Source organism: Hymenobacter agri (assembly GCF_054778495.1).
On sequence record NZ_BAAGZM010000001.1, the window covers coordinates 45038 to 68373 of the forward strand.

25 protein-coding genes are annotated in these 23336 nt (G+C 54.3%); 15 read left to right on the forward strand and 10 right to left on the reverse strand.

The window, feature by feature from the left end; translation table 11 throughout:
- Positions 1-23: 23 nt before the first annotated feature.
- From ACYVDE_RS00220 to ACYVDE_RS00245, 6 genes are all read left to right on the forward strand, one after another.
- The gene (locus ACYVDE_RS00220; RefSeq protein WP_138082080.1) at positions 24-344 is read left to right on the forward strand and encodes a plasmid mobilization protein; all 321 of its coding nucleotides are present in this window, start codon (positions 24-26) and stop codon (positions 342-344) included.
- On the forward strand, positions 341-1174 hold the full coding sequence (locus ACYVDE_RS00225; RefSeq protein ID WP_138082078.1) for a relaxase/mobilization nuclease domain-containing protein: 834 nt from the start codon (positions 341-343) through the stop codon (positions 1172-1174). Before ACYVDE_RS00220 ends, ACYVDE_RS00225 begins: the two co-directional genes overlap by 4 nt.
- 41 nt (positions 1175-1215) lie before the next feature.
- Positions 1216-3222 carry a conjugal transfer protein MobC gene (gene mobC, locus ACYVDE_RS00230; protein ID WP_138082076.1) on the forward strand — a complete coding sequence of 669 codons (2007 nt, stop codon included), beginning with the start codon at positions 1216-1218 and terminating at the stop codon, positions 3220-3222.
- 41 nt (positions 3223-3263) lie between these two features.
- The gene (locus tag ACYVDE_RS00235) at positions 3264-3653 is read left to right on the forward strand and encodes a helix-turn-helix domain-containing protein (protein ID WP_460499489.1); all 390 of its coding nucleotides are present in this window, start codon (positions 3264-3266) and stop codon (positions 3651-3653) included.
- Positions 3654-3760: 107 nt separating this feature from the next.
- On the forward strand, positions 3761-5977 hold the full coding sequence (locus ACYVDE_RS00240; RefSeq protein WP_138082072.1) for a DUF4099 domain-containing protein: 2217 nt from the start codon (positions 3761-3763) through the stop codon (positions 5975-5977).
- 107 nt (positions 5978-6084) lie between these two features.
- On the forward strand, positions 6085-8208 hold the full coding sequence (locus ACYVDE_RS00245) for a toprim domain-containing protein (RefSeq protein WP_138082070.1): 2124 nt from the start codon (positions 6085-6087) through the stop codon (positions 8206-8208).
- A gap of 28 nt (positions 8209-8236) precedes the next feature.
- Here the strand turns inward: ACYVDE_RS00245 and ACYVDE_RS00250 are convergent, their stop codons facing one another.
- The 4 genes from ACYVDE_RS00250 to ACYVDE_RS00265 all read right to left on the reverse strand — a co-directional run bounded on the left by ACYVDE_RS00250 (position 8237) and on the right by ACYVDE_RS00265 (position 11622).
- A complete protein-coding gene (locus ACYVDE_RS00250) occupies positions 8237-8548 on the reverse strand; it encodes a hypothetical protein (protein ID WP_138082068.1) in 312 nt (103 codons plus the stop codon).
- Between the two features lie 135 nt (positions 8549-8683).
- Positions 8684-9634: a toxin-antitoxin system YwqK family antitoxin gene (locus ACYVDE_RS00255; RefSeq protein ID WP_138082066.1), complete on the reverse strand. Its 951-nt coding sequence runs from the start codon at positions 9632-9634 to the stop codon at positions 8684-8686.
- A gap of 30 nt (positions 9635-9664) precedes the next feature.
- Positions 9665-10627: a hypothetical protein gene (locus ACYVDE_RS00260; protein ID WP_138082064.1), complete on the reverse strand. Its 963-nt coding sequence runs from the start codon at positions 10625-10627 to the stop codon at positions 9665-9667.
- Positions 10624-11622 (reverse strand): hypothetical protein, encoded by a 999-nt coding sequence (locus ACYVDE_RS00265; protein ID WP_138082062.1) that lies wholly within the window; start codon positions 11620-11622, stop codon positions 10624-10626. Before ACYVDE_RS00265 ends, ACYVDE_RS00260 begins: the two co-directional genes overlap by 4 nt.
- A gap of 508 nt (positions 11623-12130) precedes the next feature.
- On the opposite strand from ACYVDE_RS00265, the gene ACYVDE_RS00270 reads away from it, so the two are divergent.
- The 7 genes from ACYVDE_RS00270 to ACYVDE_RS00300 all read left to right on the forward strand — a co-directional run bounded on the left by ACYVDE_RS00270 (position 12131) and on the right by ACYVDE_RS00300 (position 16328).
- Positions 12131-12403, forward strand: a complete 273-nt coding sequence (locus tag ACYVDE_RS00270) for a hypothetical protein (RefSeq protein WP_138082060.1) — start codon at positions 12131-12133, stop codon at positions 12401-12403.
- A gap of 31 nt (positions 12404-12434) precedes the next feature.
- Positions 12435-12905: a zincin-like metallopeptidase domain-containing protein gene (locus tag ACYVDE_RS00275; protein WP_460499490.1), complete on the forward strand. Its 471-nt coding sequence runs from the start codon at positions 12435-12437 to the stop codon at positions 12903-12905.
- A 2-nt stretch (positions 12906-12907) separates the two neighbouring features.
- Positions 12908-13279 (forward strand): zincin-like metallopeptidase domain-containing protein, encoded by a 372-nt coding sequence (locus tag ACYVDE_RS00280; RefSeq protein WP_460499497.1) that lies wholly within the window; start codon positions 12908-12910, stop codon positions 13277-13279.
- A 55-nt stretch (positions 13280-13334) separates the two neighbouring features.
- Positions 13335-13667, forward strand: coding sequence for a hypothetical protein (locus ACYVDE_RS00285; protein ID WP_138082057.1), 333 nt, complete (start codon positions 13335-13337; stop codon positions 13665-13667).
- Positions 13668-13751: 84 nt separating this feature from the next.
- Complete coding sequence (locus tag ACYVDE_RS00290; RefSeq protein ID WP_138082055.1) at positions 13752-14120, forward strand: hypothetical protein; 369 nt, start codon at positions 13752-13754, stop codon at positions 14118-14120.
- 40 nt (positions 14121-14160) lie between these two features.
- Positions 14161-15396 carry a hypothetical protein gene (locus tag ACYVDE_RS00295; protein WP_138082053.1) on the forward strand — a complete coding sequence of 412 codons (1236 nt, stop codon included), beginning with the start codon at positions 14161-14163 and terminating at the stop codon, positions 15394-15396.
- A gap of 257 nt (positions 15397-15653) precedes the next feature.
- A complete protein-coding gene (locus tag ACYVDE_RS00300; RefSeq protein ID WP_138082051.1) occupies positions 15654-16328 on the forward strand; it encodes a hypothetical protein in 675 nt (224 codons plus the stop codon).
- A gap of 98 nt (positions 16329-16426) precedes the next feature.
- Here ACYVDE_RS00300 and ACYVDE_RS00305 read toward each other — a convergent pair whose 3' ends face one another.
- From ACYVDE_RS00305 to ACYVDE_RS00325, 5 genes are all read right to left on the reverse strand, one after another.
- Positions 16427-16747 carry a PDC sensor domain-containing protein gene (locus ACYVDE_RS00305; protein ID WP_138082049.1) on the reverse strand — a complete coding sequence of 107 codons (321 nt, stop codon included), beginning with the start codon at positions 16745-16747 and terminating at the stop codon, positions 16427-16429.
- Between the two features lie 45 nt (positions 16748-16792).
- Entirely contained in the window at positions 16793-17113 is a 321-nt protein-coding gene (locus ACYVDE_RS00310) for a hypothetical protein (protein WP_138082047.1), read from the reverse strand.
- Positions 17114-17205: 92 nt separating this feature from the next.
- Positions 17206-18270, reverse strand: coding sequence for a hypothetical protein (locus ACYVDE_RS00315; RefSeq protein WP_138082045.1), 1065 nt, complete (start codon positions 18268-18270; stop codon positions 17206-17208).
- Between the two features lie 382 nt (positions 18271-18652).
- Entirely contained in the window at positions 18653-19138 is a 486-nt protein-coding gene (locus ACYVDE_RS00320) for a hypothetical protein (RefSeq protein ID WP_460499491.1), read from the reverse strand.
- A 143-nt stretch (positions 19139-19281) separates the two neighbouring features.
- Complete coding sequence (locus tag ACYVDE_RS00325) at positions 19282-20295, reverse strand: hypothetical protein (RefSeq protein WP_460499492.1); 1014 nt, start codon at positions 20293-20295, stop codon at positions 19282-19284.
- A gap of 698 nt (positions 20296-20993) precedes the next feature.
- On the opposite strand from ACYVDE_RS00325, the gene ACYVDE_RS00330 reads away from it, so the two are divergent.
- Entirely contained in the window at positions 20994-21251 is a 258-nt protein-coding gene (locus ACYVDE_RS00330; protein WP_460499494.1) for a hypothetical protein, read from the forward strand.
- A 175-nt stretch (positions 21252-21426) separates the two neighbouring features.
- Here the strand turns inward: ACYVDE_RS00330 and ACYVDE_RS00335 are convergent, their stop codons facing one another.
- A complete protein-coding gene (locus tag ACYVDE_RS00335; RefSeq protein ID WP_460499495.1) occupies positions 21427-22329 on the reverse strand; it encodes a tetratricopeptide repeat protein in 903 nt (300 codons plus the stop codon).
- A gap of 250 nt (positions 22330-22579) precedes the next feature.
- Between ACYVDE_RS00335 and ACYVDE_RS00340 the strand changes: the two genes are divergently transcribed.
- Positions 22580-23194, forward strand: coding sequence for a TetR/AcrR family transcriptional regulator (locus ACYVDE_RS00340; RefSeq protein ID WP_138082033.1), 615 nt, complete (start codon positions 22580-22582; stop codon positions 23192-23194).
- The last annotated feature ends 142 nt before the right edge of the window (positions 23195-23336 follow it).

Consider the following 23336-nt stretch of genomic DNA (forward strand, 5'->3'; position numbering starts at 1 on the left):
TCAACTAGTCTACAAAACAGAGAATGACTGTCGATAACGCGCCCGAACCAAAGGAACCCGCCCGCGACAAGATGATACCCGTTCGCGTCTCGGAGGATGAGAAAAAAGCAATTGAATTGAAGGCTAGTCTGGCCGGTTACAAAAGCGTATCCGCATACCTACGGGACTTGGGCCAGGGCACCGAGATAAGAGAGAAACTACCATTGGAAGTAAGGCGTCAGTTGGTCGGGATTGGAAACAACCTAAATCAGATTGCCCGAATGGCTCATTCCGGCAAGCCATTTCACAGCCACGAAACCCAGCTAAAGCAGGCCCTGTCTACAATCCTTGGCTTCCTAGCATGATAGCAAAGACAGTTACTGGCAGCGACTTTGAAGGAGCCCTGACTTACGGTGCCGGCTTGCGAAAAGGCAAAGCAAAAGAGCCAGGTGAAGTACAGCCCTTATACATTTCAAACCTGGTAGGAGCCACGCCGCAGCTCATGGCCCAGCAGATGCAAAGCGTAGCTTCCGAGAGCAGGCGCATACAGAAACCAGTGTGGCATACCGTGCTCTCCTGGAAGGCCGGAGAGGTGGTAACCGAAGCGCAAAAGGTTGCGGCCGTGAAGCGGTATTGTGAGCTGATGGGCGCTCCCGTGGCGCGGCACCAGGTGGTCGTGTATGAGCACAAGGATAAGCAGCATGCCCACGTCCACATCTACCTGAACCGGGTTCCGCTCGATGGAGGCCCCGCCCTGCGCACGAGCAACAACTTCTACCGGCAGCCGGCTATCACGAAGCAGATAAGCGAAGAACTCGGGATGCAGCCGCTACCGGAGCGCCGGCAGAGCATCAAGGACGTGGACCCGAGCAAGGAGTTAGCGCGGGAGGCCATCCGGGAGGCCGTGCAGCGCCTGTTGACTGAGCAGGGTAGGAGAGGGGAGTCCTGGTTCCAGGAACAGCTCCGGCGGCAGCAGATAGCCGTACGCTACACCCACGACAAAGGAGGAGTGCTTCGCGGGGTGAGCTTTGAACTGAACGGGGTAGCCGTAAAGGGCCAGGAGGTCGGCTTTAAAGGGGCCGAACTGCGCGAGGCATTGCAGGCCGCTCCAACCCCGGCCCAGGTGCAGCAGCAAGTAGCCCCAGTCCCCAGGCAGCCCACCCCAGAACCAAAAAAACGAGGCCCACGCCTCTAAAATGTATTTTCTACCTATCAACCTACCCCCACTACCCAGCAATGGAAGATGAAAAAGGACTAAAGAAGATAATGGAGTTCATGCGCCTACTCGCCATTGCGCTCCTGGTTGTAAACATCTACTACTTCTGCTTCGGCTACTTCAAGTCGATGGGATGGAGCCATAAAGTCATTGAGACGATAATGGGCAACTTCACCCGGAACACCTTTCTGTTCAAGGCTAGCTGGATAAGCAAGGCAATGGCAGCGGTCTTTCTGCTGCTGAGCTGCCTTGGCACCAAAGGGCGTGCTGATGAAAAGCTGCAAGGCAAGACGATTCTGGGCTATGCCGTGATAGGCGTTGCGCTGCTGTTTGGCTCCGATGTGGTACGCTCGATGAGCATGAGCCCAGGGCTGGCTACCATCATCTACGTGGCGGCCGTCAGCGGCGGGTTTCTGCTGCTGTTGAGCGCCGGGGCCTGGCTGAGCCGGTTGTTTAACAACAACCTGATGAAAGACATCTTCAATAAGGACAACGAGAGTTTCCCCCAGGAGGAACGCCTGATGGAAAACGAGTTCTCGGTGAACCTGCGCACCACTTACCAACTGCGCGGAAAGATGCATAAGGGCTGGCTAAACGTGGTAAACCCCTTCCGGGCCACGATGGTGCTCGGCACCCCGGGCAGCGGCAAGAGCTTCGCTGTCATCAACGAGTTCATTCGCCAGCACCTGGCCAAGGGCTTCTGCATGTACATCTACGACTACAAGTTTGACGACCTGAGCCGCATCTGCTACAATGAGCTACTGAAGCACCAAGACAAGTTCGATAAGCCGGTAGGCTTCTACGTTATCAATTTCGATAACCCACGCAAAAGCCACCGCTGCAATCCGCTGCTGCCGGAGATGATGACGGACATTGTAGACGCCTACGAAAGCGCCTCTACCATCATGCTGAACCTGAACAAGAGCTGGATTCAGAAGCAGGGCGACTTCTTCGTGGAGTCGCCCATCAACTTTGTGGCCGCTATCATCTGGTTTCTGCGCCTGTTTGAGAAGGGCAAGTACTGCACCTTCCCCCACGTCATTGAATTTCTAAGCCGGGACTACGAAGAAATCTTCCCCGTGCTGGCCTCTTACCCGGAGATTGAGAACCTGGTGAAGCCGTTCGTGTCGGCGTTCCAGAAGGATGCGATTGAGCAGCTGGAAGGCCAGATTGCCAGCGCACGGATTCCGCTCGGCCGACTGGCCAGCCCGCAACTGTATTGGGTAATGTCGGGCAATGATTTCACGCTCGACATCAACAGCAACGAGGAACCGAAGGTGCTTTGTGTCGGCAACAATCCCGAGCGGCAGGCCATCTACGGGGCCGCGTTGGGGCTCTACAATGCCCGCCTTGTGAAGCTGGTCAACAAGAAGGGCATGCGCAAATCCTCCATCATCATTGACGAGCTGCCGACGATTTACTTCAAGGGCCTCGATAACCTCATTGCTACAGCTCGTAGCAACAAGGTGAGTACCTGCCTTGGCTTCCAGGACTTCTCCCAGCTAGAGCGCGACTACGGCCAGAAGGAAGCCGAAGTAATTAAGAACACGGTAGGCAACGTTTTCAGTGGCCAAGTGTCCGGTAATAGTGGCAAGTGGCTGAGCGAACGGTTCGGCAAAATCTTGCAGCAACGCCAAAGCCTGAGCATCAACATGCGCGAGACAAGCACCAGCTTATCCACGCAGATGGACAGTATGATTCCTCCCAGTACCATTGCGAACCTGACCCAAGGCAATTTTGTGGGCGCCGTAGCGGATAACTTCGGGGAGGAAATCGACCAGAAGGTATTTCACGCCAAGATTCAGGTGGACGTGAAAGCCGTAACGGCCGAGGCCAAAAACTACCAGCCCATCCCGGACATTACCAGCTTCATTAATCCGGCTACCGGAGAGGATGAAGCCGAAGAAATGATAAAGGCTAACTTTAATCGGATTAAAACCGATGTGAAGGAGCTTTGCCAGCGGGAGCTAATCAGGATAGGGAATGACCCGAACTTGCAGCACCTCATCAAGAAAAAGAACGAATAACCATGACAAAGGATAAGACCAGTGGCCCTACGGAGCACCCCATGACGGCGCGGGTCGGTAAGCGACTGGTCACAATCCGGGAGGAACTAGGCCGGTTCCAGGGGGAACACGCCTGGAGCCAGGCGCGGGTAGCTCAGCGGACCGGCCTAACCCAAAACATCATCCACCGGATGGAAAACGGCAAGGGCGGGCAGATTGAAAACTGGCTGAAAGTGATGGCCCTCTATGAAAAGGAGGGCTATAACCTTAACTGGATACTAAGCGAGAATAACAGCCTTGTTAGTAAGCTTCAGCTTACGGAGGCGACCCAAGATGCCGGAGCGTGTGTTCGGGCCGAGCTGCTCAAGAAACTGGACCAGTACAACGAGGTACATATTCGGGAGTTAGCCGAGTTGCGGGCATTGCTGCTAAATGGCAAGCTTAATTGGTGAGGTCAATAAGGTAACCCATTTTCAATAATGGAGTAAATCCGTAGGTAGGAGCCGACTAGGCTCCTGCCTTTTTTATTGGAAAATCCTCCCACCAAATTCCTTTCTTAATGGCAGAACAAGCAGAAAATCCGACGCCGGCCCCCACGTCGCCTAGCATTCGCTACGTGAGTTCGGTGCCTACCAGCAACGGCAACATCAGCGGTCAGGACGTAACCGACCAGGCCGAGCACTACTCCTTGTATCAGCTTCAAATCAACCCCGACAATCCCAGCCAAGGCGCACTTCTCCCGGCCCCTGGTGCTGATGGAAAACTGGCTGCCAGCTTCAACGACGTGCTGGCACCGGCCTATCAGATAAATGGGCTGCCTAAACCCGGCCAGGACTTTATCAAGGTAGACAAGCCAACGATGGTTGAGCTGATTGAGGGCAATTGGAAAATCATTGACATGGGCAGGCTCAGGTTCAGTGACACGCCGGTGCCAGCGCTTAACGTATTTTGTGAGGCAGCGCCCCAGGCCCGCGAGCAGGCCGCGCAGACCGTCGAGGCCGAAGGCCTGGCCAGCGTGGTTGCGAATACCCAAGGCTCTACTCGCACCGAGGCTGCAGCGGATTTGGGAGTGGTAGCCAACCAAGCAGAACAAGGGCCGGATGCCGGAAAGGCCGCTTACGCCGACGAGCTGCGCGACAAGAGCCAGGCGCTACCCAGTGAGAGCACTGTGGTCCAGCAGCCCCAAGCCGCTACCGCAGCAGTCCCAGGAGCCACAGACGCGCCCACGGTAGACCCGGTAGGGGAGGTGCAAATCCAATGGAAGCAGAAAGGCGACGAAGTTGCCCCGCTGATGGAAATGCGCGCTTACCTCGACCAGCTCAAAGATGCCGGAGTTGCCGTCGGCACAATGAAGATGGAACGCGGCGAAGATGGGAAGCTGACCGGCAGCTTCGGCGTGAGTTACGACCCGGAATCCAACAAGCTGGCCCAGCTCGAAGGGATTTTGCAGGGTTTTAAACAGGTGGGCAATGGCTTGGAAGTGGTTGAAAAGCCAGCACAGGCCGCCGCTCGTCGGCAGGAAGTCGGCTACGACGACGACTACGAGCCTACGCGCAGCAAGCAGGTAAAAGAAGCTTTTGGCGCGAAGCAGTGGGACGCGCTGAGTGCCAACTTGGCCGACGTGCCGAAAACCGCACTCACCGTGCCGGAGCAGATGCAACAGAGCGCCGGAGAGAAGCGGGTAGAGCAACTAGCCGAGCAGCAGGGCAAGACTAAGGAGCAGGTGCTGAAGGAAGGGAAAAGCATCTTTGATATCGACACCAGCGGCAACCCCGCATCTGCCTTTCTAAAGAACTTCTATCAGCACCTGACCGGGAACCCCAAAACCCGCCAGACTTTGGAAGTTGACTATGATAAGACCCGTCAGGAGTTGCAGGCTCGCTTATTGAAAAGAGCTGGCTCCGCGCAGCTGGACCAGGGCGTCGAGCAGATTAAGCAGGCCCCCCAGGGCAACGTGCTCCCCGGCCCCGGAGCGCCGGCAGTGGCCGGCGCGTCAGCTGCAGCACCAGGTACCGAAGCTGCTCCCGAGCAGTCGGCCCCGGCCAAAGCCCCGGCACTGTTTCAGGCATCCGACGTGCCGCAAAAAGTACTGGCTTCACTTGGCCTGAGCACCGCTGACCTTGAGCAGAACGGCCAGCTGCAAAAGCTGCTGAATGGACAGAAAACCGACTTGCTGCCCATGCAGGTTGCCGGCAAGGATGGGGAGGAAGTCGTGAAGTTTGAGGGCAAGATGGTGCTGCACCGCGAGGCCGATGGTACGGCCACCCTCAAACTGGAACTGCCCCAGGAAAAGCTCGTGATACCGAACGAGATTGGCGGCCAGCCCTTCACGCCGGAGCAGCGCCAGAAGCTCGAAACGGAAGGGAACGCCGGCCTCATTCGCGGCCTCAAAGACGAGAAAGGCCAGGAGTACAACGGCTATGTAGCCGTGGATAAGGCAATGAACAAAGTTGTCATTCTGCCGGAGAACAAGGTTACTTTGCATGAAACCATCGCCGGCGTAAAGCTGACTCCTGAACAGAGCCACGACCTGAAGGAAGGCAAAGCGGTTGACCTGGCTAACATGGCCAGTGGCGACGGTGGTAGAAAGTTCGATGGGACCGTGCAGGTAAACGCTGCGAAGGCGTGTATTGAAATTCGGCCCGCCGCGCATGAGTTACAGCAGCGCCAGGCTCCCCGCGTCGAGCAGACGGCGCCGGGTGCCCGCCCAGCCGCTACTGTGGAAACGACCAGGGTAGAAGCGCCGAAAGTAACGAAGCGCGCACCGCGCCTCTAATGAGTTGGCCCCCCAGCAGGCCGTTTGAACCTCGTAGAAGCCCGGAAATCCTTTTCGGGCTTCTATCATTTTAACTTATCCTCCCCACCCCACCTAATGCCCCCTGCATGGACCACGCCCTGACTTTCCAGAAGATAAAGGAGCAAGTAGAACTTCCTGAACTGCTGACTTACTACGGCTATACCCTAAAAAAAGGGGAGGACTTAGGCAAGGGCAAGTGGCACGTTTTCGAGGGGGATGATACGCTCGTCGTGTTCAAGGGACGGGGGAACGACTGGATGTACTTCAACAGTCACGACGACCGCGATAAGGGGAGCGTCATCGACTGGATGAAAAACCGGGTCAACTCGGGACGTATCGTCGGTATCGAGCAGCAGCCGGGCCGCAACGTTTGGCAGACAGTGAATGACCATTTCCGGGCTTACCTGAATTTGCCCGAGGACCAGCGTCCTAAGCTGGAATTGCCCCCCATCAGCGAAACCGCGCCCGGCGAAAAATTCCAGAGCATCTACACCAAGGACTGCCGGCCGCTGGAAAATACCACCTACCTGGAAAGCCGGGGTATTACCAAAAGCACGATAGCAAACCCGCAGTTCGCCGGTCGTATCCTGAACCAGTTCCATACCGTGCAGAAGGAGGGGATGCCGGCCAAGACTTTTGTAAATACTGCCTTCCCGGCGTACCACGAGGGCCGGGTAGTCGGGCTAGAGTTAAAGGGCGAGGGGTACAAAGGCCAGGCCCCGGAGAGCGAATTCTCCCGCTCCCTTTGGCTCAGCAAACTGCCGGAGGGCCGGCCGGCTGCCAGCATGGTAGTAACAGAGTCGGCACTTGATGCGCTTTCCTACGCGCAAATGCACCCTGCCGAAAAAGCGCTCTATGCGTCCACGGCCGGTGTACTTACTCAAAACAAGATTTTTGAGATGAAGCGCCTGCTTGGCGAGGAGCGCATCTGTACGGTAAAGGCGGCTTTTGACAACGACACCCAGGGCCACCACTACGATACGCGCTTACTCGCGGGCTTCGCCAGCGGGCAGAACCCGATGAAAGTAGTTCGCGAGCATAAGCACCTCTTAACCGTCGAAGTCACGGCTACCAACCCGGCCGGGGTCCAGGCGCTGACGAATCACTTAAAAACGTACAACGACCAGACAGCCCGTCAGTATGGTCAGCAGAGTGGTGAAACAAACACGCAGGCCGTGAGCCAGACCTTACGGGACGAGTTGATTAGCTCGACCAAACTAGGTCCCCATACCTACCAGTTTCACGTTCCGATGAACCGCGAAGCGTTGGGGGCCTTCAACCAGGGCGCGTCGCAGCACCTGGCCTTTGAGCACAAGGTTGAGATTGTTAAGAGTCAGGGCAAGGATTGGAACCAGGACTTGAAAGAGAAGCAGATGCAGCAGGTAGTAAAGCGGGAACTAGGCGCGGCTGCAGTTGATGAGGACCAATACGGTTTTGGTATGGAGTACTGGAAAAATGACCCGATGCAGGGCATAGGCAAAATCGCGGCGCAGCACCAGGCGCAGGCCGAAGCCCGTGAAAGAGGGGAGCGCCTGCTAGTGGTAGAGTTCCGCGAGAGCCGCGACCAGGTATCACAACTGCCCATATTGCAGGAAAATATAGAGAAGGCTGGGCTGAGCATTGACCACTCGATTAACCGGCCAGCTGGTGTTACCCCCGGCCAGCCCGACAAGCGCGAGATAGAAACCGAGCTAACCCTACGCTACCGATTGGATTCGCCCCACCTCCCTGCCATTAGCGCGGCCCTTGACGCGCTGGCTACAAACCCCAAGGCTACGGTCATTGAAGGGAGGGCAGAGCAGGTTGAGCGCCGGCAACTCGCCGTTGAGCAGGAAGAGTTTCGGCAACAGAAACGGGCCGAGCAGCAGCAGATACACCCAAGTGAATCGCCCAGCCATGACCAGGCCCGGCGCGTGTTTATTGACGCTGCAGCGCCGCTAGCACAGTCGCTACGCGAGAACGGCGGAGGGTTACAGGCTGCCTATTTGCAGCAGGTCAGTAAAAGCTTGCTCAGGCAGCCGGAAATTAAAGCGATGGACCAGGAGAATCTAGCCAAGGTACTCACCAAGATAGACCAGGTGCCGGCACTTAAAGATAGTCCCAGCGTAGGCCAGCTTCGCCAGGCTATGCAGGTGCTCAATACTCCGACAAAGCAAGCGCAGGCGCAGACCCAGCAGCCAGAGCGCAGACGTGGCCCCAAGCTTACATAGTAAAGTTTGGATGACCGATTTATAGCCCCTATGCAGTAGTAGCTTCATAGGCAACGACATAGTCGGCGGTATAGTCCGATGCCGTTACTTGTTGTCCAAAGCAAATGAGACGCTCCCGGAAGCATAAGCCCCACGGGGTATGCATTTGCTGCAGGAACTCACTCAGTGCTTGTTTATAGTCATTTCCTAGCTCATACTGGTTTCCGTCCTCATCGAGCACTATGCCGCGCTGCTCGTCATAGGGGAATATAATCGGATTAGCGAAGTGCCCCTGCACGAGCTGCTGGCCAGCAGCTAACCGTCGCTGCACATCGGCAAAGAAGTCCCATTCATTTTTCATCGGTGACTGGAAAAGTATTCACAAGTGACAATGTACGCTGATTTTACGCCTAGCCTAAGACTAGCTTCAGCAGTAGCTAGTACCATCTAAGGAAGCAAAGTGCCCAATATTAGCTAGGCTATTAACCGCTGAAGGCTACCTTAAGACCCCATTCGCATCAAAATAGCACCATGTCCCAACCTTCTGCCCATCTTTATAATACCCGCTTTCTGATACGAACCCGTTATAATTGAAATTTAAATATATGCCATCTAGGGTGCCATTGTAATAGCTTTCAATCTCTCTTAAGGAGCCATATGAGAACTTGCATGATTGCCCATGCTTTTGCAGTTCCTCATTGCATGATTCTACCAAGACCTTATGGCCATCCTTGTCATAGCATTCCTTGATGCTATCTCTGATTTGAGTTATCAGCTCGCCCTTCTTATTTCTTGATTCAAAGTTGTGTAAAAGCCTTGGGTAAGGAGCAAAGTCAAAGTCATTGTTTACATAGTCATACAGCTTGTCGGAGAAGTAGTGGTCAGCATATGGAATGCCATACGTATTGCCAAGGTTGCTATAACCGTCTGGTGCTAACGGGGTCGCTATAACTCTCTTTTCGAGGGCATTGGAAAAGCCCCAGGCCTGGATATCCCCCTCTTGGCAAACTTCCCCACTCCTGTAGTAACAGATGCCATTCCCAACTCGGGAATCAGGAGGGAATTCTGCTTTTATGAATGGGCTTCCGTCTTCGTAATAGCATTCATAGTGACCTCGCAACTGTCGATTAACAATCTCTCCTTTTTCACAGAGTTTGCCATCCTTGTAGTAAGTCTCAAACTCCCCTGCTATATAGTTCTTGACAGAAAATATCTGTCCGGGCGCGACCTGTATGCGTTTGCATAACTGGCCGTTTTTGTAAAACTCCTTGAAGACGTTTGTTGGTACGCCGTTTACTACTTCTTCCTCCCCATGACTTTTCTCAAAGGGCGTAGAGGCGTATGAGTTCTCAACGTATTGAGAGAATACTAGCCCAGTAAATAAATCGCCGTTATAATATATCTTCTCATCGGCCGTGGTGAGTTTGGTATAAGCAACCTTTTGCATATAAGCTAAATGGGTCCTGTAGAGGCGGGATTACAGCTTGGAAACCAATTCGGTTTCTTGAAATTGGTATTCTTCCGACTTGTCCAGTGAGTTGAGCAGAAGCATATACCCGTTGCTGGAATTGCTCCAGGCCACCAAAAGCTTGTGTGTTGCACTACCGGCCTCGTCGCCCAACTTGAACTCCTGCATCTTCATTTCCTCGTTGTATTTAATGCCGAGGACCTTATAAGACTTGTTGATGCCCGATTGGCTCTCGATATCAACTGCGTCAGCCGAAAGAGAGAAATTGAAAACCGCTGTATCATCCAACGCCATTGCTTTGCCAGGGCGTTGGTGCAGCACTCCGGTGCTCTTTAGGTTCAAGGTTTTAAAATCCTTGTCATGGATGGCAGGCTTGGTGCCCGGCGCTACGTACTTTTCCGGGTTTACCGGAATCGTTAAATTGGAAACCACTGCCTTCTTTGCAGCGGCAGCAACGGCAGCTTTTTTCTGCGCAGCTGCAAGTTCCGTAGCACTCATGTTGTACTCGGTCAGTTCAATACTGGCCATGCAGGTAGCCACAAAGACCACCTCGCCCGCACGAAAGACAACTTCCTTAACACCGACATCTTCCGCCTTCTTCTCGTGTAGCTCATCCAGGCTGAAGCTCTTGTCTACGATGGCTACGGGTGTAATCGAGTAGGTGTATTCGTTCGTGTAGGGCACTTTTTCAAATGACTTGAAGACGACGCCATAGCTCACTGCATTGGGTACGTAGCCTTTGTTGACATTGAAAACCAGGCCCGGCCGCGACAGAAATAAGCCGTTGCACATAGTGCCCGAGCGCAGAGTGCCCTCGTGAAGCTGAACTTTCGTAGGGCGGTTGCATTGCAACTTCCAGACTTTCCCAGCAGGTACCGTTCTAGGGGAGGTGGTAATGATAACTTTTTTGGTGACTTGGCCAACCGCGGTCAGGGAGCAAATCAGCAGGAAAAAGGATAGAAGTTGTTTCATCGGCGCGGCTTGGCAACTGGTGCGAATTTGCTTACTGTCAGCGTATTTGTGTTGAAGCTTTTGGCTTGTGAGTTTGACCGAACAATGAAGTTGTCCCGCAGCTCACGAACGTCAATATCATAGCCTGACGTGTTATAAGCGACCGTAAATGCAAAATCCTGATGGGTGGCTTTAAGTAGAAGTGGCTCGTTTTTCAGCAGCTCATCAATCTGAGATTGCATGGAATTGAAGCTATTCAAAGAGAGATAGGTCCTGCCCATATTCTTGGTAATCGTACCCTCAATCAAATGGGTCGCGGGCTTATCACGAGTCAGGGTGAAGGGCAGAAGAACCGGCACCGGTTTAAGGTCTCCCGTCATGGAATTCATGTCCACTTTAGCCGTTACTTTCAGCTTGACCGCTTCTAATTGGGTTTTCTGCTCCGGGGTAAGTGGTAGCTCAAACGCCAGCAGCCCGACCTCTTTGATAGAACTGCCTTGCTGCTCTTTTCGGTGAGCAATGACATTGAGCTTGTCGGGCACTTGAAGCGTACCGTTGGCATCAAAAAGGAGACTGAACATCCAGCGGTCATCCTTGGCTAAATCAGCCGTGTCCTCTACCGCAAATCGTTTGCCCTGCGTGGCGTTGAGCTTGTCCAATTTGCCATCATAGTTGATGTCATAAAACGCATAAACTGTTTCTTCCGCAGCCTTAGCTGTAGAATGTTCCTGCGGGTTCTGGATTGCCGCCGCATAAGCCTCCAGGACCACATCGGCCAGCGCCTTCATAGAAGCCTCGTCGAGATAAGGTTTCTGCTTAACCTTATCCAACTCGTAGAAGGCCGGCTCAACAGGTGGGGCGGGAGCAATGGTCTTAGGCGCACTGCTAGGCTTAGGCTTGGAATAGCTGGCAGTGCCAGTGCCTGTGCTTTTTCGGACCGGACTTGCAGAACGGGTTTGAGCACTAACACTCAGGCCCAGCACACATAAAATCAGCGTAGTAGAAATTGCTTTCATTCCAGGACATTTCGGGGGGTATAGGTAGCAAAGCTAAGACTTAGTTAAGCTTTGGCAAGCCAAGAGAAAATGGCAAACAGTAGTGCTCAACTGAGCGTGTGATGGGCACTTTTGGTACTTGGTGAATTGAGTTTTGGGCGGGTGGCCGGGCTGTCCAGGGCTGCGCTGCGCTCCGGTCCTGACGGACAGCTCCCGCTGGTCGCTCCCTTCCCATCCCTACCGCGAACCAAAGGAATAAAGCACCGAAATACTGCTGGCGCTACGCCTAACTGCGCGCATGCATTATTGCTTTCGCCCCGATGTGGGAGCAGTGCCAGGTGATTGGTTACACAACCCTGCCCGGGGGCTACCTATCTGCAATTGCAAAAACGAACAAGAGGGAAAAATACCAACACTGTGCCAGATTATTGCCAAAATAATAAGATTATTATTGCTAAAAAAGCAACGTTAATGGGGGGGGTTGCGTTTAAATAGTATAAGTAACAAGCAAACAAACAGGCTCTTACTCATGGAAACGACCGCCGCCCCCGTTCTTGCCTCCGGTTATCTGCTCATGGTGTCATCAGCCCGCCGCAACCTTCGGCAAGTCCTGAACCACCCCGCATTTACCAAGGAGCGCCGCCAGAAAGCCGAGGCCCTGATTAGCACCAGCACCGACGCGGCCCGGCTGATGAAATGGAAAGCCCTGGCCATTGCCGAAAGCGAAGCTTGGGAAGATGCCAAGCTGAAAGCAGAGCACGAGCAGCCCGGACCGCCCGCCCATCCTGAGTACAACTACTAACCCGCAACCCTCACCCCTTAGTCCCTTCGATATGAAAGCTGCAACCACCTTCGCCCCCCGCACCGACGTTCAGGAGATTATCACTAACCGCATTATTCTGGCCCTGGAAAACGATGTTACGCCGTGGAAAAAGCCGTGGAACGCGGCCCACGGAGCACCGAGAAATTACCGCAGCAAGCACGTATATACCGGCGTTAATGCCCTTTTGCTTGGGATGCTGGACTACGTGCACCCGTACTACCTGACCTATAAGCAGGCCCAGGAGTTAGGCGGGCAGGTGCGCCGAGGTGAGAAGGGCATGCCCGTCGTTTTCTGGAAGGTGAGCAAGAAGGAGGACGCCAAAGGCAAGGAGAAGAAGGTAGCTTTCCTGCAGTATTCCACCGTCTTTAATATTGCGCAGATTGACGGGGTAGCGTGGACGTTCCCCGAGTTGCCCAGCCGCGAGCACACCCCCCAGCTAAAGGCAGCGAAGCGTACTACCGCACGAGCACTGACACCGTGACGATGCCCGAGGCCAGCACCTTTCACACCGCCGAGGATTTTTACCTGACCACCTTTCACGAGCTGGTCCACAGCACCGGCCACAGCAAGCGCCTTGACCGGGCGACGCTGACCGAAAAGGCTTCTTTTGGTAGCCCGACCTATGCCAAGGAAGAACTGGTAGCCGAATTGGGGGCCGCGTTTCTGAGCAACACGGCAGGGCTCGACCTGAGCGTGACCGAGAACAACACCGCCGCCTATATAGAAAGCTGGTTGCAGGCCCTACGCAACGATAAGACGTTGATTATATCGGCCGCCAGCCAAGCACAGAAAGCCCTTAACCACATTCTAGGGATTGTGCCCAGCTACGAAGCCAGCGAGGCCGACAGCGAGTAGGGGAGGGGCCAACGGGCCGGCCGGGTGGTTCCGGCCGGCCCAGGGCCGCGACAAAATGAAAATTCCTTTCCCATTACAGGAGGGGCTTTTTTGGGCATATCCAGCCTCAATATCAACAAGAGGGGAAAATGCCAACAATGTGCCAAATATTGCTAAAATAATAAGATTATTATTGCTAAAAAGGCAACTTAAAAAGGCGCTCTTGCGTTTAATATGTATAAGCAACGAACAAATAACCAGCCATTTAGTCATGTTTTACGACGCTTTTGAACTAGCCCCCGGCGAAGTCCCCGCAGACCGCTATGACCCCGCCGACGAGCAGCCGCAGCAGTCTCCCAGCGCAGCCGCTGACGAGCTGACCGAGTGGGATACTAACCCTTGGTTTTAGTACAGTCTACCTCTTACCAAAAGCAGCCCTGCCATGAAAAGCACCAATCTATATCGCCCCGCTAGACGCATTCTCGCCGCCCGTTTGGCTGTCATTCGTGCCGCCAGTGCCGCCAAAGCTCAAGCCCGTGAAGATGCTTGGCAGGCCCGCCAGGATGCACAAGCGCAACTGACCAACCCCGTGCCCGAGTTCGAGGCCGCGCCCCGCTTAACCATGCTCCCCGGGGGCCTGCATTGGTCGAACCAAGCCCCGGTGCCCGCCATCGGAGCTACGGTAACGGTGAACCGCGACGGACACCAGGAGCGGGCCGAGGTGAAGGGATATACCCACGCAGCTGGCTTTTTGGGCCTAGTCACCGAAACCACCCACCACGCCAAGACCGCCAGCCGCAGGAAGCGCAGCACCCCCCGCGCCGGAGTGGTATTCGGCAGCCAGTTGGCCCTTGCCGCTTAGCCCCCGGCTCATCTTTTCACTACTCCCTTTTTCCTTCGATATGATAACCCCCGCCCCCGCCACGAAACAGCCCGAAATCAGCCCGCTTGTGTGGGCCGGCGACCCCGAGCAGTGCCCGAAATGGATTGGCTACCCTAGCCGCTTGTGCTTGCCCCAACTCATTATCTGGTCAGGTGCAGGTACAGTGCCCGCCATTGGGGAGCGCGTTCATATCTACATGAACAGCTTCGGGCCGGCCACCGTGCGCGCCTATTTTCACGCCGATGGCTATATGGGCGTAATATGTGAGCCGGACGAAATGCCCGAATGGTACAAAAAACAGGCCCCGGGCGTAACGTTAGGCCACTTTTTTGGCAAGGAGTTGGAACCCCGGACACCCGGCCCAGCCGCCCCGGCCCAAGTGCTCGAAGTGGTAGAGATTATCTCGCAGGAGTACCGGGTTATTCCGGCCCCGCTTTACTACCGCAACCTTCACACTGGCCGCATTACGGTGGTGTACGGCGGGCTGGCCGACTACTATGGCTTCTATGATGTGGAGGCATTCACCGGCAGCAACAGCCAGGACCCGGCCCAGCTTGCCGACCCGGCCAACTGGCAGTTCATGCCCGAGCACCATTACCTAGAGGTTCACGAGGACAGCCACGAGCGCAAGGGGCCGCAGATTTTCGCCCTTCGCGCCGGCACGGCTGACCAGGTAGACTACCTGACTACGCAGTTTCCCGGCCCGTTCCGCATCCCAGGCGAAGACACGGATACATTCAGCCAGTACGACACGCTGAGCGCACTTGCCGAGGCTATGAAGGAGCAGGGCGAGCAGTACCGGGGCCGCATCGCGGAGAAAAGCGAGTGGCGTACGTGGGTAGCGTTTGAGGAAGAAGCCCACGGCAGTGGAGAGTGCCCGTGGGAGCGCGTACAGCTCGATTTGGGCCAAATGCCGCTTGATTCCTACGCCTACATTTCGGGCCGTCGGGCCACAACTGAGGAAGGCGAGGGAAACGGGTGGGTTACACTTTGGCAGCAGTCCAGCGGCCAGTATTACGTCGAAACGGAGCCCCGTTTACACTACGGCCCCAATTACCCGACCCTGACTCCGCTAACGCTGGCCCAGGTGCAGGAGCAGTACGCTTTCGACTTCATCCCCAACGGCCAGGAGCCCGCCCCAACTGAGCAAGGCGATTGGATTCCTGAGTACCCGCCCCAGGGTGACGAACTAGCCGACGACAACCAGGACAGCACCGAGTACCCGGAGCATCCGGCAGACGAGCAGCGCGACTAAGGCATGCTCCCGGTTTTTCGCGTCCACGTCCACCGGCAGGGTAGCCGGTGGGCGTGGGAGTTGCGCCAAGGCCGAGGTCTCGCAGCCACGACGCGAACTGGCGCAACAGCCACCCGCGGCGAAGCGATGCGCGCCGCCCTTAGCCCCGCAGCCTTACAGGCCGTGGTGCAGCAGCCTTACCAGCACCAGCAGGCAGCCTAACTCTCTAGCTCAGCAGACCATTACCCAGACCATTTTCTCCCTTTTGTTAATCCGTTATGGCTTATCCCACCCCCCAGGAAATAGCGGCCAAGGCCGCTAAGAAAGGTTTTCGCGTTGGTGCCTACGTTCACATGAGTACCCGCACCGCCGACACGGCCGCGCCCATCCGGGAATTTTCCAGCATCAACGGCCAGGTGCAGGCCGTTTGGATGGGCGGCGCTTGCCGCAATTTGCTTGGCGAGTTGCGCCTGAGCGTGCAGCACCGCTTGCCGTATCAGTTCCCGGCCGGCTATGAGTTCCTTACCAACCCGCAACTCGTGGCCGAAGCTACCCGCCAAGCCGGCCGCACTACGGCCCCCGGCACCTACACCGCGGCCAGGGTAAAAGGCTACGGCACCGAGGCGCTGGATACGTGGGTAACCACCGACCCCGACCCAGAGCGCGAAGGTGCGGTTTACTTGAGTCTTAAGCCCCAGCCCGCGCCGGAACCCTTCGCTGAACTGAGCCCGAATATGGAATTTTTGTTAGCGGGCCAGCTTGTAACCGTCGCCGACGTGGCTCACTGGCTAGATGCCGACTCCAAGGAGGCCAGGAAGCTGTTTAAGGAAATGCAGCGAATCCACGGCCCTCAACCTACGATGCTGCACTTAGGCTTGTTCAGCTGCGCTACTGAGCTAGCTCCGATGGTGGGTAGCGTGATGCTGGCCAGGAAGCAGCCCCAGGTCAAGTAGCCCCCGCCCGCCTAAGTACCAAACAAAGCGTCCTAGTCAGCTGACCGGGACGCTTTTGCTTTTCAAATTGGCGGCCGCGAACAAGAGGAAAATTGCCGCTATACAGTTGACGGATTTACACCAGCAGGCACACCTTGGCCTTTTGCTTGAACGGAAACGTGGCCCCGGTTGCCATGAAACCCAGGCACTGAAACGGTCCCGGTTAAGCGCCAGTTCGAGTTGCTGAACTGTAAGGTGTAAGTCACGCCGGGTATACCAAAAGCAGAGACGCCTATTCCCATCTGCTCCATTTTAGCTGACCAGGTGAAATTGTTGGCTGCGTCCCGCTGCAAGACTATCAGTGCATTTTTATCGTGAATCAGGATGTTCCCCTGTGCGTCCATTATGCGGGCTTCGCCGCAGAGTCGTTTTGTTCCCATAGTGTAAGTTGGGCTATGATGTTGGATGCTTACGGAGCAAAGAGCCTACTGCTGTCCCTCATGCATGGGCCGTAGTAGTTCAAGCATCTTCATTGCTAAGGCATTAAAGTCGTTCTTACACCTCATCGAGGCGGTGATGGTTACCGTACTCTCGTCGCTTAGTTCGACCTTGTGGCTTCCCTTCGGCTCGGTTACAAACTGCTTGCCCTCGGTTAGCGAAAAGCTAGCTAGCGCGAGCCACCCGTTGAAGTTAATCAACCGCTCAGCTGTGGAAAGGTCGATGGTACCAACAAGGCGTAGCTCCCGGAGCCGCAGCTTGGCTAATTGGTCCCAATCGTAAAGATTGACTTCCATGGGCGTATTCATGGAACGGGGCATATCCCGTAAGTCGTATGTAAAGCTGAGTGCTTGCGGTTCCATCTAAGAGCGTGAGGTGGTCCAGTGCCAGGTATTAAAGCTTACAGGTTATCCCAGAACTCTTGGCTCTGTTGGTCCATATCTAGGTCGTCATTATAGTGTTCATTGTTGTCAATATCACCACCCCAGTCCCCATCATCGTCATCTTGGTAGTCTTGGTCATAGTTAATTGAACTCACGGGGGTGCCGTATGCTGCTGGTTCGTTGAATAAACGAGCACACCCACCCATGATGAAAACGAAATCCTGAAAGTCCTTTAGATGTTCACTGTTGCTGTATATGTCCGACCTGAAATCGTATTTATATCGGATGAAGGCATCATTGCCAGTTGAGCGTAACGATTCATCAAAACTTCTATAAGAGTTTGGCTGACGGGCGCCTTTTACTTCTTTGAACAGGGACCAAAAAGTAAAATTCAAGGAATAGAAAGAGCTATCATTAAACTGGCTCGCAAGAGTATTAGGCTTGCCAAGCACCTTTTCGGTTGGGACAGCTATTCCGCGCTTTACGACTGCGTAGTCGTGCAGATGTTCCCACGCACATACACTTGACGGGCTACTTAAGCACGCCTGATATAAGCCGTAGAGACCACTACTCGAATCATGCTCCCGTAGCAGCGACGCTCTGTATAAAGCCGGGGTGTTGACCTTTGACTTAAATGACAAGTCAAAGTGGGCAATAGCCTCTGGTCGCTGTCCTAAGTGCGATAAAACCCTGCCTTTAAAGTAGTACCCAAGGTGATTTATCCGATAGGATAAGTACTCATCAATATGCTTAAGTGACTGAGTTAACAAGTCCATGTCCTTGCCGCCTCCGTCCTCGCCGAGTGATATATAGAATAAGGCAAATGAAAGACAAAAGTGAAATTCTGGCTCTTCCATTTCGAGCGAAGCAAGTTGAATCACTGCCTCTCTCTGGTCATAGGTATCCGTGAACCAACTGCCCCTAGGGCAGTCACAGGTTATCAAATCGTATCCGTCGCTGATGTAGCTAAAAGCTGCCGCAAAGTTGCTTTTCAGGATGAAAGAACAGCCTTTGTGAAGCATCTGCTTCCCTAATTGTTCAACATTAGAAAGGACAATGTCTTTCCTGGTATCGTATTGCATAAATCAAAAAAAGCGAACAAAATGATGCCGTTACAGCGGCTTTTAAGCCAACCTGCCCAGCGATAGGTCTTGGTTAAAAGTTTGGTCCAAAGGCTGCATTTGCCAATATAACAATGTTAACTGACTGCCGTCCTGTCTGCCTGCAGCTGCTGAATTTGAGCGCGCAGGGCATCATTTTCGGCATGTAGCGAATCGCGCATTACAGATGATGATGGGTTTGACGACAGAGCCACCGGCGTTGGAGGCGCCCGTAAGATAAGAACTGCGTTACCGCGGCTTATTACACCACTAGCGTACTCCCTCTCAACAGCAGCAAACCAGTTTATTATATAGCTATGATTCTCATGGCTCTTTCCTAGTGGTAACAAGCTTTTAGCCAAGGCTACTTAGGGCCGAGCAAGCCAGGGAAATCTATCATTTTCTCCCTTGCTTCTCGCACAAAGTCTTCTACTTCGTACACTCGCTCAATCCCGTCAGCTTCGGTCATGGTGAAGCCATCACAATACGCCACTATTTTTTGGCAGGCATCTGCGTAATGGCCACCTGAAATGTGCTCGTTCCGAAGGATGCGCTCTGTCAACGCATAAGTCATCGTGAACTTATCAAATGGAACCGCTTCCATCGGGTCAGTGCTCCATATCAGCCCACTGGCAATAGTGAGGCCGATTCCATCGAGGGAAGACAGTCCATCAAGCAGAAAGTCATAATTGTCGCCCCACTTTCTGAAGCAACTCTCAATATGGGGCAAGATGCTGATACAATGCTGCTTGTGCAAACTGCTGGCGTGCATAGCAGGCCAAAGGTCATCGAAGAGCCGGTGGATGTCATTCGGGTATATCATACCGGCGAAAATAGCCGCATCAAACAATGCTGCAACTCAAGTTTTGGCTGACACCAATTTAGATGAGTTCTCCGAGCAGGGTACATACGCGCCCTATACTTTCCAAATTGCTACCCTGAATAATCAGGCTTTGTTAAACAAACTGGGCAAAACCTCCGAATGTTGAGGTATTAAACATGGTGCAACCAGGCACGGCCCGGGGTCCCAGCGCCATCTCCCGATGAGGCCAAGAGTAAGCGGCCAGTGGCCACAAAGCGAATGCGCCCGGGCTGCTCGTGCGGAGCCAGCGTTTGCCAATGGCCTCCGGGAAAGGGAGTGCGGTTGCGCAGGTCTACTTCGGGGCATTCGGCTTCAGCGCCGGGCAAGGAAGCAGGTGGGGCTGGAAACGCCCGCAAATCGACGTACAGCAGCGCTCCCCCGCAAGCCAGCACCAACTGATGGTCCTGCAGGGCTAGGTCAAACGGACGTTCATCCAGGGACGGCGACTCACCGGCTAGTTCCTGGTCCCAGATTTCAGTGCGGGACTGTTCAAACGCCAACACTACCACCGGGGCCCAGTCCCCTCGCCGCAGCACCGAGATGTAGACGCCCACCCCGCCCTCCCCGACGCTGGTAGAAAGCAAGGCGACGTAGCCGGCGCTCATTTGGCCTTTTACAATGTGTTCGTACACCCGACTGAAAGGCAGCTCCACCACCTGCGGGTCTGCAGGCAGGCCGCCATCCGACGGCCAGGGATAAACGAACAGGTACTTGGGGAAGACAATGTTGTCGACCAGGACTAGGTTCTGGTCATCGACTAGTACATCGTCAATCGCCTTGCCCGGCTCGCAGGGACCGGGCAGTACCAGCGGCTCCCATCGGGGCTGCTCTTCGCGCAAGTCCAGCCGCCCACCTGTCGCGCCGGCACGGACTGCTGACCGGCGGGGCCAAGCGAAAGCTCCGCCCACATAGAGATAAGGCCCGTGCAGGGCCAGGGCGCACACCTTCAGGTGGGGCGGCAAGACCAAATCGGGTAGGCGAATCAACGAGCCATCCTGTTTCAAACGGGCCCTGAATACCCTGGCCCGCGTCGCCCGGGCCGGCAACAGTCCCGCCACATAACTCGCGCTGATAGTAACTGGTTGGGCAAAGGCAAACCCGAGCCGCGCCCCGTATTCAATCCCATCACCCACCAGGTAGCCCAACCGGGCCCGGCCTGATGGGTCAGCTGCTGGCATTAGGAAAGGTGATGCACGCATAAGAAGCGAAATGAGGAGGGCCGAGGTGTGCTCCTCGTGGAAGACAGCCAAACGTTTAGAATCCGGTTGGTAAAGCTATTCTTCTTTCCCCATTGGTGACGGAACTGCTACAGAGACCTGAAAAGCTCCCCGGCTCGTCTCCCTCATCACGCAGTAAAGAGCGATGACATTTTAGCCAATTTTCAATAAGTGCTTCTGCAGGCTGGAAAGCCCCTTTTTAAAGGGGTTTTTTTCTGTCCTTTTTAAAAAGGGCTTCGAGTTGGAAGTTTGAACGATGGGAATTAGCCACATAACAGACCTCGCTGCTTTCTATAGGTGGAGCCACCTTAACCGTGCCCCTTATCCGTCCTGTTCCCATCCCCAGCAAGGGTTCCTCCCCACGCCTGCGCAAGCTCTTTGTGGTGACCGTGCGCGCACGGCTCCCCCTCCTTTTTTCTCCATCAGCTGTGATAACCTGCCCACGTTCCGAAGCCCAATTTTTCAGAAAAGCGCCTCTACGGGCTGGAATCGAGGCATTGCACCTTGTCCTATTATTTACAAACCCGGAATTCGTGCTTTGTGGCGCTTGCTAGTCTTGCACCGCCGCTTCAGTATCGGCGGTTTTGCCCGCCATTCTCCCCCGCCACTAAATCAACCAGAACTTTATGAATACGCCTACTGCTGCTCGTCCCTCCAGACTTCCCAACCCCGCACCGACCGGCCTGTGGAAAGTGCTCGCCATTATCGCGGAGCGCCTTCCTCAAAAACACCTGCTCTTGTTCACCGTCATCGTGTGTGTCTCGGGTCTGGGGTTCGCGGCCATTGCCTGCTTCGGGGTTAGCCAAATAGCGAGCAAGCCGGCGACTGCACTGGCTGGTTTCATCAAGCAACACAGCGTCGAAAAGTCTGCCAATGCCCCATAGCACGGCCTCAAAAAGGTGTTGTTAAACAAATAGGGGTACACTTCGAGGTCAACGGCTAGTGATTCGCCCGGCTTTGCAGACAGCGGCCGCCACGCTGGCCACGCTCTTGCCCTTCGCTGTGCTCTCCTACCGACACCTGAACTTGCACGGAGAGTTTGACCCACCTGCGCTAGCGTTAATGTTTGTTACAGTAGGATTTTATAGCTTCGTAAGCTTCAGCATACCCATGTTCACCAGCCTTTGACCAGTTGGCACATGCTGATTCTTTATACTTGAGATGATAATCAGCAAGTCCTTTAAGGTAGTAAAAATATCCGCTGTCCCCCTGCGGGATTTGTTGCAAAGGGACCTTGTTTAAAAGCACCTTGGCATCAAGGTTCTCCCCTAAAGAGAGTTTGCAAGACGCTGATACTGTTAAGAGAAAATAGTCTGACACAGAAGTGATTTGCCGTTCGGTGATTAACAAGGCTCTCGAAAAATCTGATAAGGCACCCCGGTAATCTTCAAGTTCCCTTTTACATAGACCTCTGTGCCAAAGAACGTCTCTTTTATTCTTACTCGAATCGACCTGCATAGTATAGTACTTAATTGCTTCTGGATACTTATTCACTTTACTGTATGTGTCAGCTATATAATCCAGCAGTCTCAAATTGGGTCTCCCATAGCTTAAGCGCACGGCATTCTCAAAGTCAACCAATGCGTTCTTAAAATCCTCATTTGCAAAGCGCAGTCTCCCACGTAGTTCATAACTTTCGGTGTCCGGTACTTTAGTAACTAGTGACGTGGCTACACTGTCAGCAGTTTTTTCAAAGAGGGGAATTTCGCTGCTGCCATAAAATGGCCGGTTAGTATAGTGATTTTCAAGTATATAACGTTGATAAAAAGGCTCGTTAACGCGCCTTAGTGCCATAAGGTAATGTTTGGAAACTTTGGTTTTAGGTTTATACCTGGCCTTGGTTAAAAGTTTGGTACAAAAGTTAAACGAGCAGCTCGGTTTGGAGCTCTTATTGGAAGGCGATGAGCGTATCGAAGCCAACGAATAAGGCGTCTTTGGTCCCGCTTTCGCTTGCCCGGCCACGGCCGATTAGCTGGGGCGGCTAGGTGGACCTCGTTGGCGTTACTAAGGTTCTCGCTACAACCAGTCGAAATCATGTGTTGAGATGCTTCACCGCCTCGATGTGAACGAGCCCCTGTTAGTCTAATACCCTTCACTGCCAAGTCCCTTCGGCAGTTTGCCTCCTATATCAGTTCAAGTAGATTTGGTTTGGTAAAATTTTTTCCCTTATACTTGCATCATCTTAACCAAACGGTCAATCCATCTGGTCAACATGACTGAGCAGCCCACCAAGCTTTCCACCGAAGAGCAAATCCTCGAAGCGGCTCAGGCCGTGTTCCTGGAGAAAGGCCTGGCGGGCGCGCGCATGCAGGAAATTGCCGACCGGGCCGGCATCAACAAAGCCCTGCTGCACTACTACTTCCGCAGCAAGGAGAAACTCTCGGCGCTGATAATTGAACGGGCCATCAGCGTGATTCTGCCGCGCGTGATGGCTGTGCTGGACACTGACCTGGAATTGTTTGACAAAATCCGGCTCGTGGTCGATACCTACCTCACTTTTGTGAGCCGGAACAGCTTCCTGCCACTATTCATCGTGAACGAAGTGAATCGCAATCCCCACTTCTTCTTCCGGGCCGTGGTGGAAAAGGAGCGCACGCACCTCGACAAATTCCGCCGCCAAGTTGATGAAGCCGTGGCACAGGGCCGCATTCACCCCATCAGCTCCGCGCAGCTGTTCATGAACGTCATGTCGCTGGTCATCTTTCCCTTCCTGGGCAAGCCCATCATCCAGGCAGGACTGGGGCTGAGCGAGGAAGACTTTAAGCGGGAGATGGAAAACCGCCGCACCGAGGTAGCCGAATTCGTGATTCGGGCAATCCGGGCCTGATATTTTTTTGCCCACTCATTAACCAAGCAGTTAAATCACATGGATAAGAGAAAAAAGCCATTACTGCTGTTGCTGGTACTGCTCAGCCGCGCCGCGCTAGGGCAACCCGCTGCGCCGCCCCCGGCTGCCGCCGCCCTGACGC

Coding starts and splice junctions, on each gene's coding strand:
- ACYVDE_RS00220 (WP_138082080.1), top strand. CDS start 24: ATGACTGTCGATAACGCGCCCGAACCAAAGGAACCCGCCCGCGACAAG.
- ACYVDE_RS00225 (WP_138082078.1), top strand. CDS start 341: ATGATAGCAAAGACAGTTACTGGCAGCGACTTTGAAGGAGCCCTGACT.
- mobC (WP_138082076.1), top strand. CDS start 1,216: ATGGAAGATGAAAAAGGACTAAAGAAGATAATGGAGTTCATGCGCCTA.
- ACYVDE_RS00235 (WP_460499489.1), top strand. CDS start 3,264: ATGACGGCGCGGGTCGGTAAGCGACTGGTCACAATCCGGGAGGAACTA.
- ACYVDE_RS00240 (WP_138082072.1), top strand. CDS start 3,761: ATGGCAGAACAAGCAGAAAATCCGACGCCGGCCCCCACGTCGCCTAGC.
- ACYVDE_RS00245 (WP_138082070.1), top strand. CDS start 6,085: ATGGACCACGCCCTGACTTTCCAGAAGATAAAGGAGCAAGTAGAACTT.
- ACYVDE_RS00250 (WP_138082068.1), bottom strand. CDS start 8,548: ATGAAAAATGAATGGGACTTCTTTGCCGATGTGCAGCGACGGTTAGCT.
- ACYVDE_RS00255 (WP_138082066.1), bottom strand. CDS start 9,634: ATGCAAAAGGTTGCTTATACCAAACTCACCACGGCCGATGAGAAGATA.
- ACYVDE_RS00260 (WP_138082064.1), bottom strand. CDS start 10,627: ATGAAACAACTTCTATCCTTTTTCCTGCTGATTTGCTCCCTGACCGCG.
- ACYVDE_RS00265 (WP_138082062.1), bottom strand. CDS start 11,622: ATGAAAGCAATTTCTACTACGCTGATTTTATGTGTGCTGGGCCTGAGT.
- ACYVDE_RS00270 (WP_138082060.1), top strand. CDS start 12,131: ATGGAAACGACCGCCGCCCCCGTTCTTGCCTCCGGTTATCTGCTCATG.
- ACYVDE_RS00275 (WP_460499490.1), top strand. CDS start 12,435: ATGAAAGCTGCAACCACCTTCGCCCCCCGCACCGACGTTCAGGAGATT.
- ACYVDE_RS00280 (WP_460499497.1), top strand. CDS start 12,908: ATGCCCGAGGCCAGCACCTTTCACACCGCCGAGGATTTTTACCTGACC.
- ACYVDE_RS00285 (WP_138082057.1), top strand. CDS start 13,335: ATGAAAATTCCTTTCCCATTACAGGAGGGGCTTTTTTGGGCATATCCA.
- ACYVDE_RS00295 (WP_138082053.1), top strand. CDS start 14,161: ATGATAACCCCCGCCCCCGCCACGAAACAGCCCGAAATCAGCCCGCTT.
- ACYVDE_RS00300 (WP_138082051.1), top strand. CDS start 15,654: ATGGCTTATCCCACCCCCCAGGAAATAGCGGCCAAGGCCGCTAAGAAA.
- ACYVDE_RS00305 (WP_138082049.1), bottom strand. CDS start 16,747: ATGGGAACAAAACGACTCTGCGGCGAAGCCCGCATAATGGACGCACAG.
- ACYVDE_RS00310 (WP_138082047.1), bottom strand. CDS start 17,113: ATGAATACGCCCATGGAAGTCAATCTTTACGATTGGGACCAATTAGCC.
- ACYVDE_RS00315 (WP_138082045.1), bottom strand. CDS start 18,270: ATGCAATACGATACCAGGAAAGACATTGTCCTTTCTAATGTTGAACAA.
- ACYVDE_RS00330 (WP_460499494.1), top strand. CDS start 20,994: ATGAATACGCCTACTGCTGCTCGTCCCTCCAGACTTCCCAACCCCGCA.
- ACYVDE_RS00340 (WP_138082033.1), top strand. CDS start 22,580: ATGACTGAGCAGCCCACCAAGCTTTCCACCGAAGAGCAAATCCTCGAA.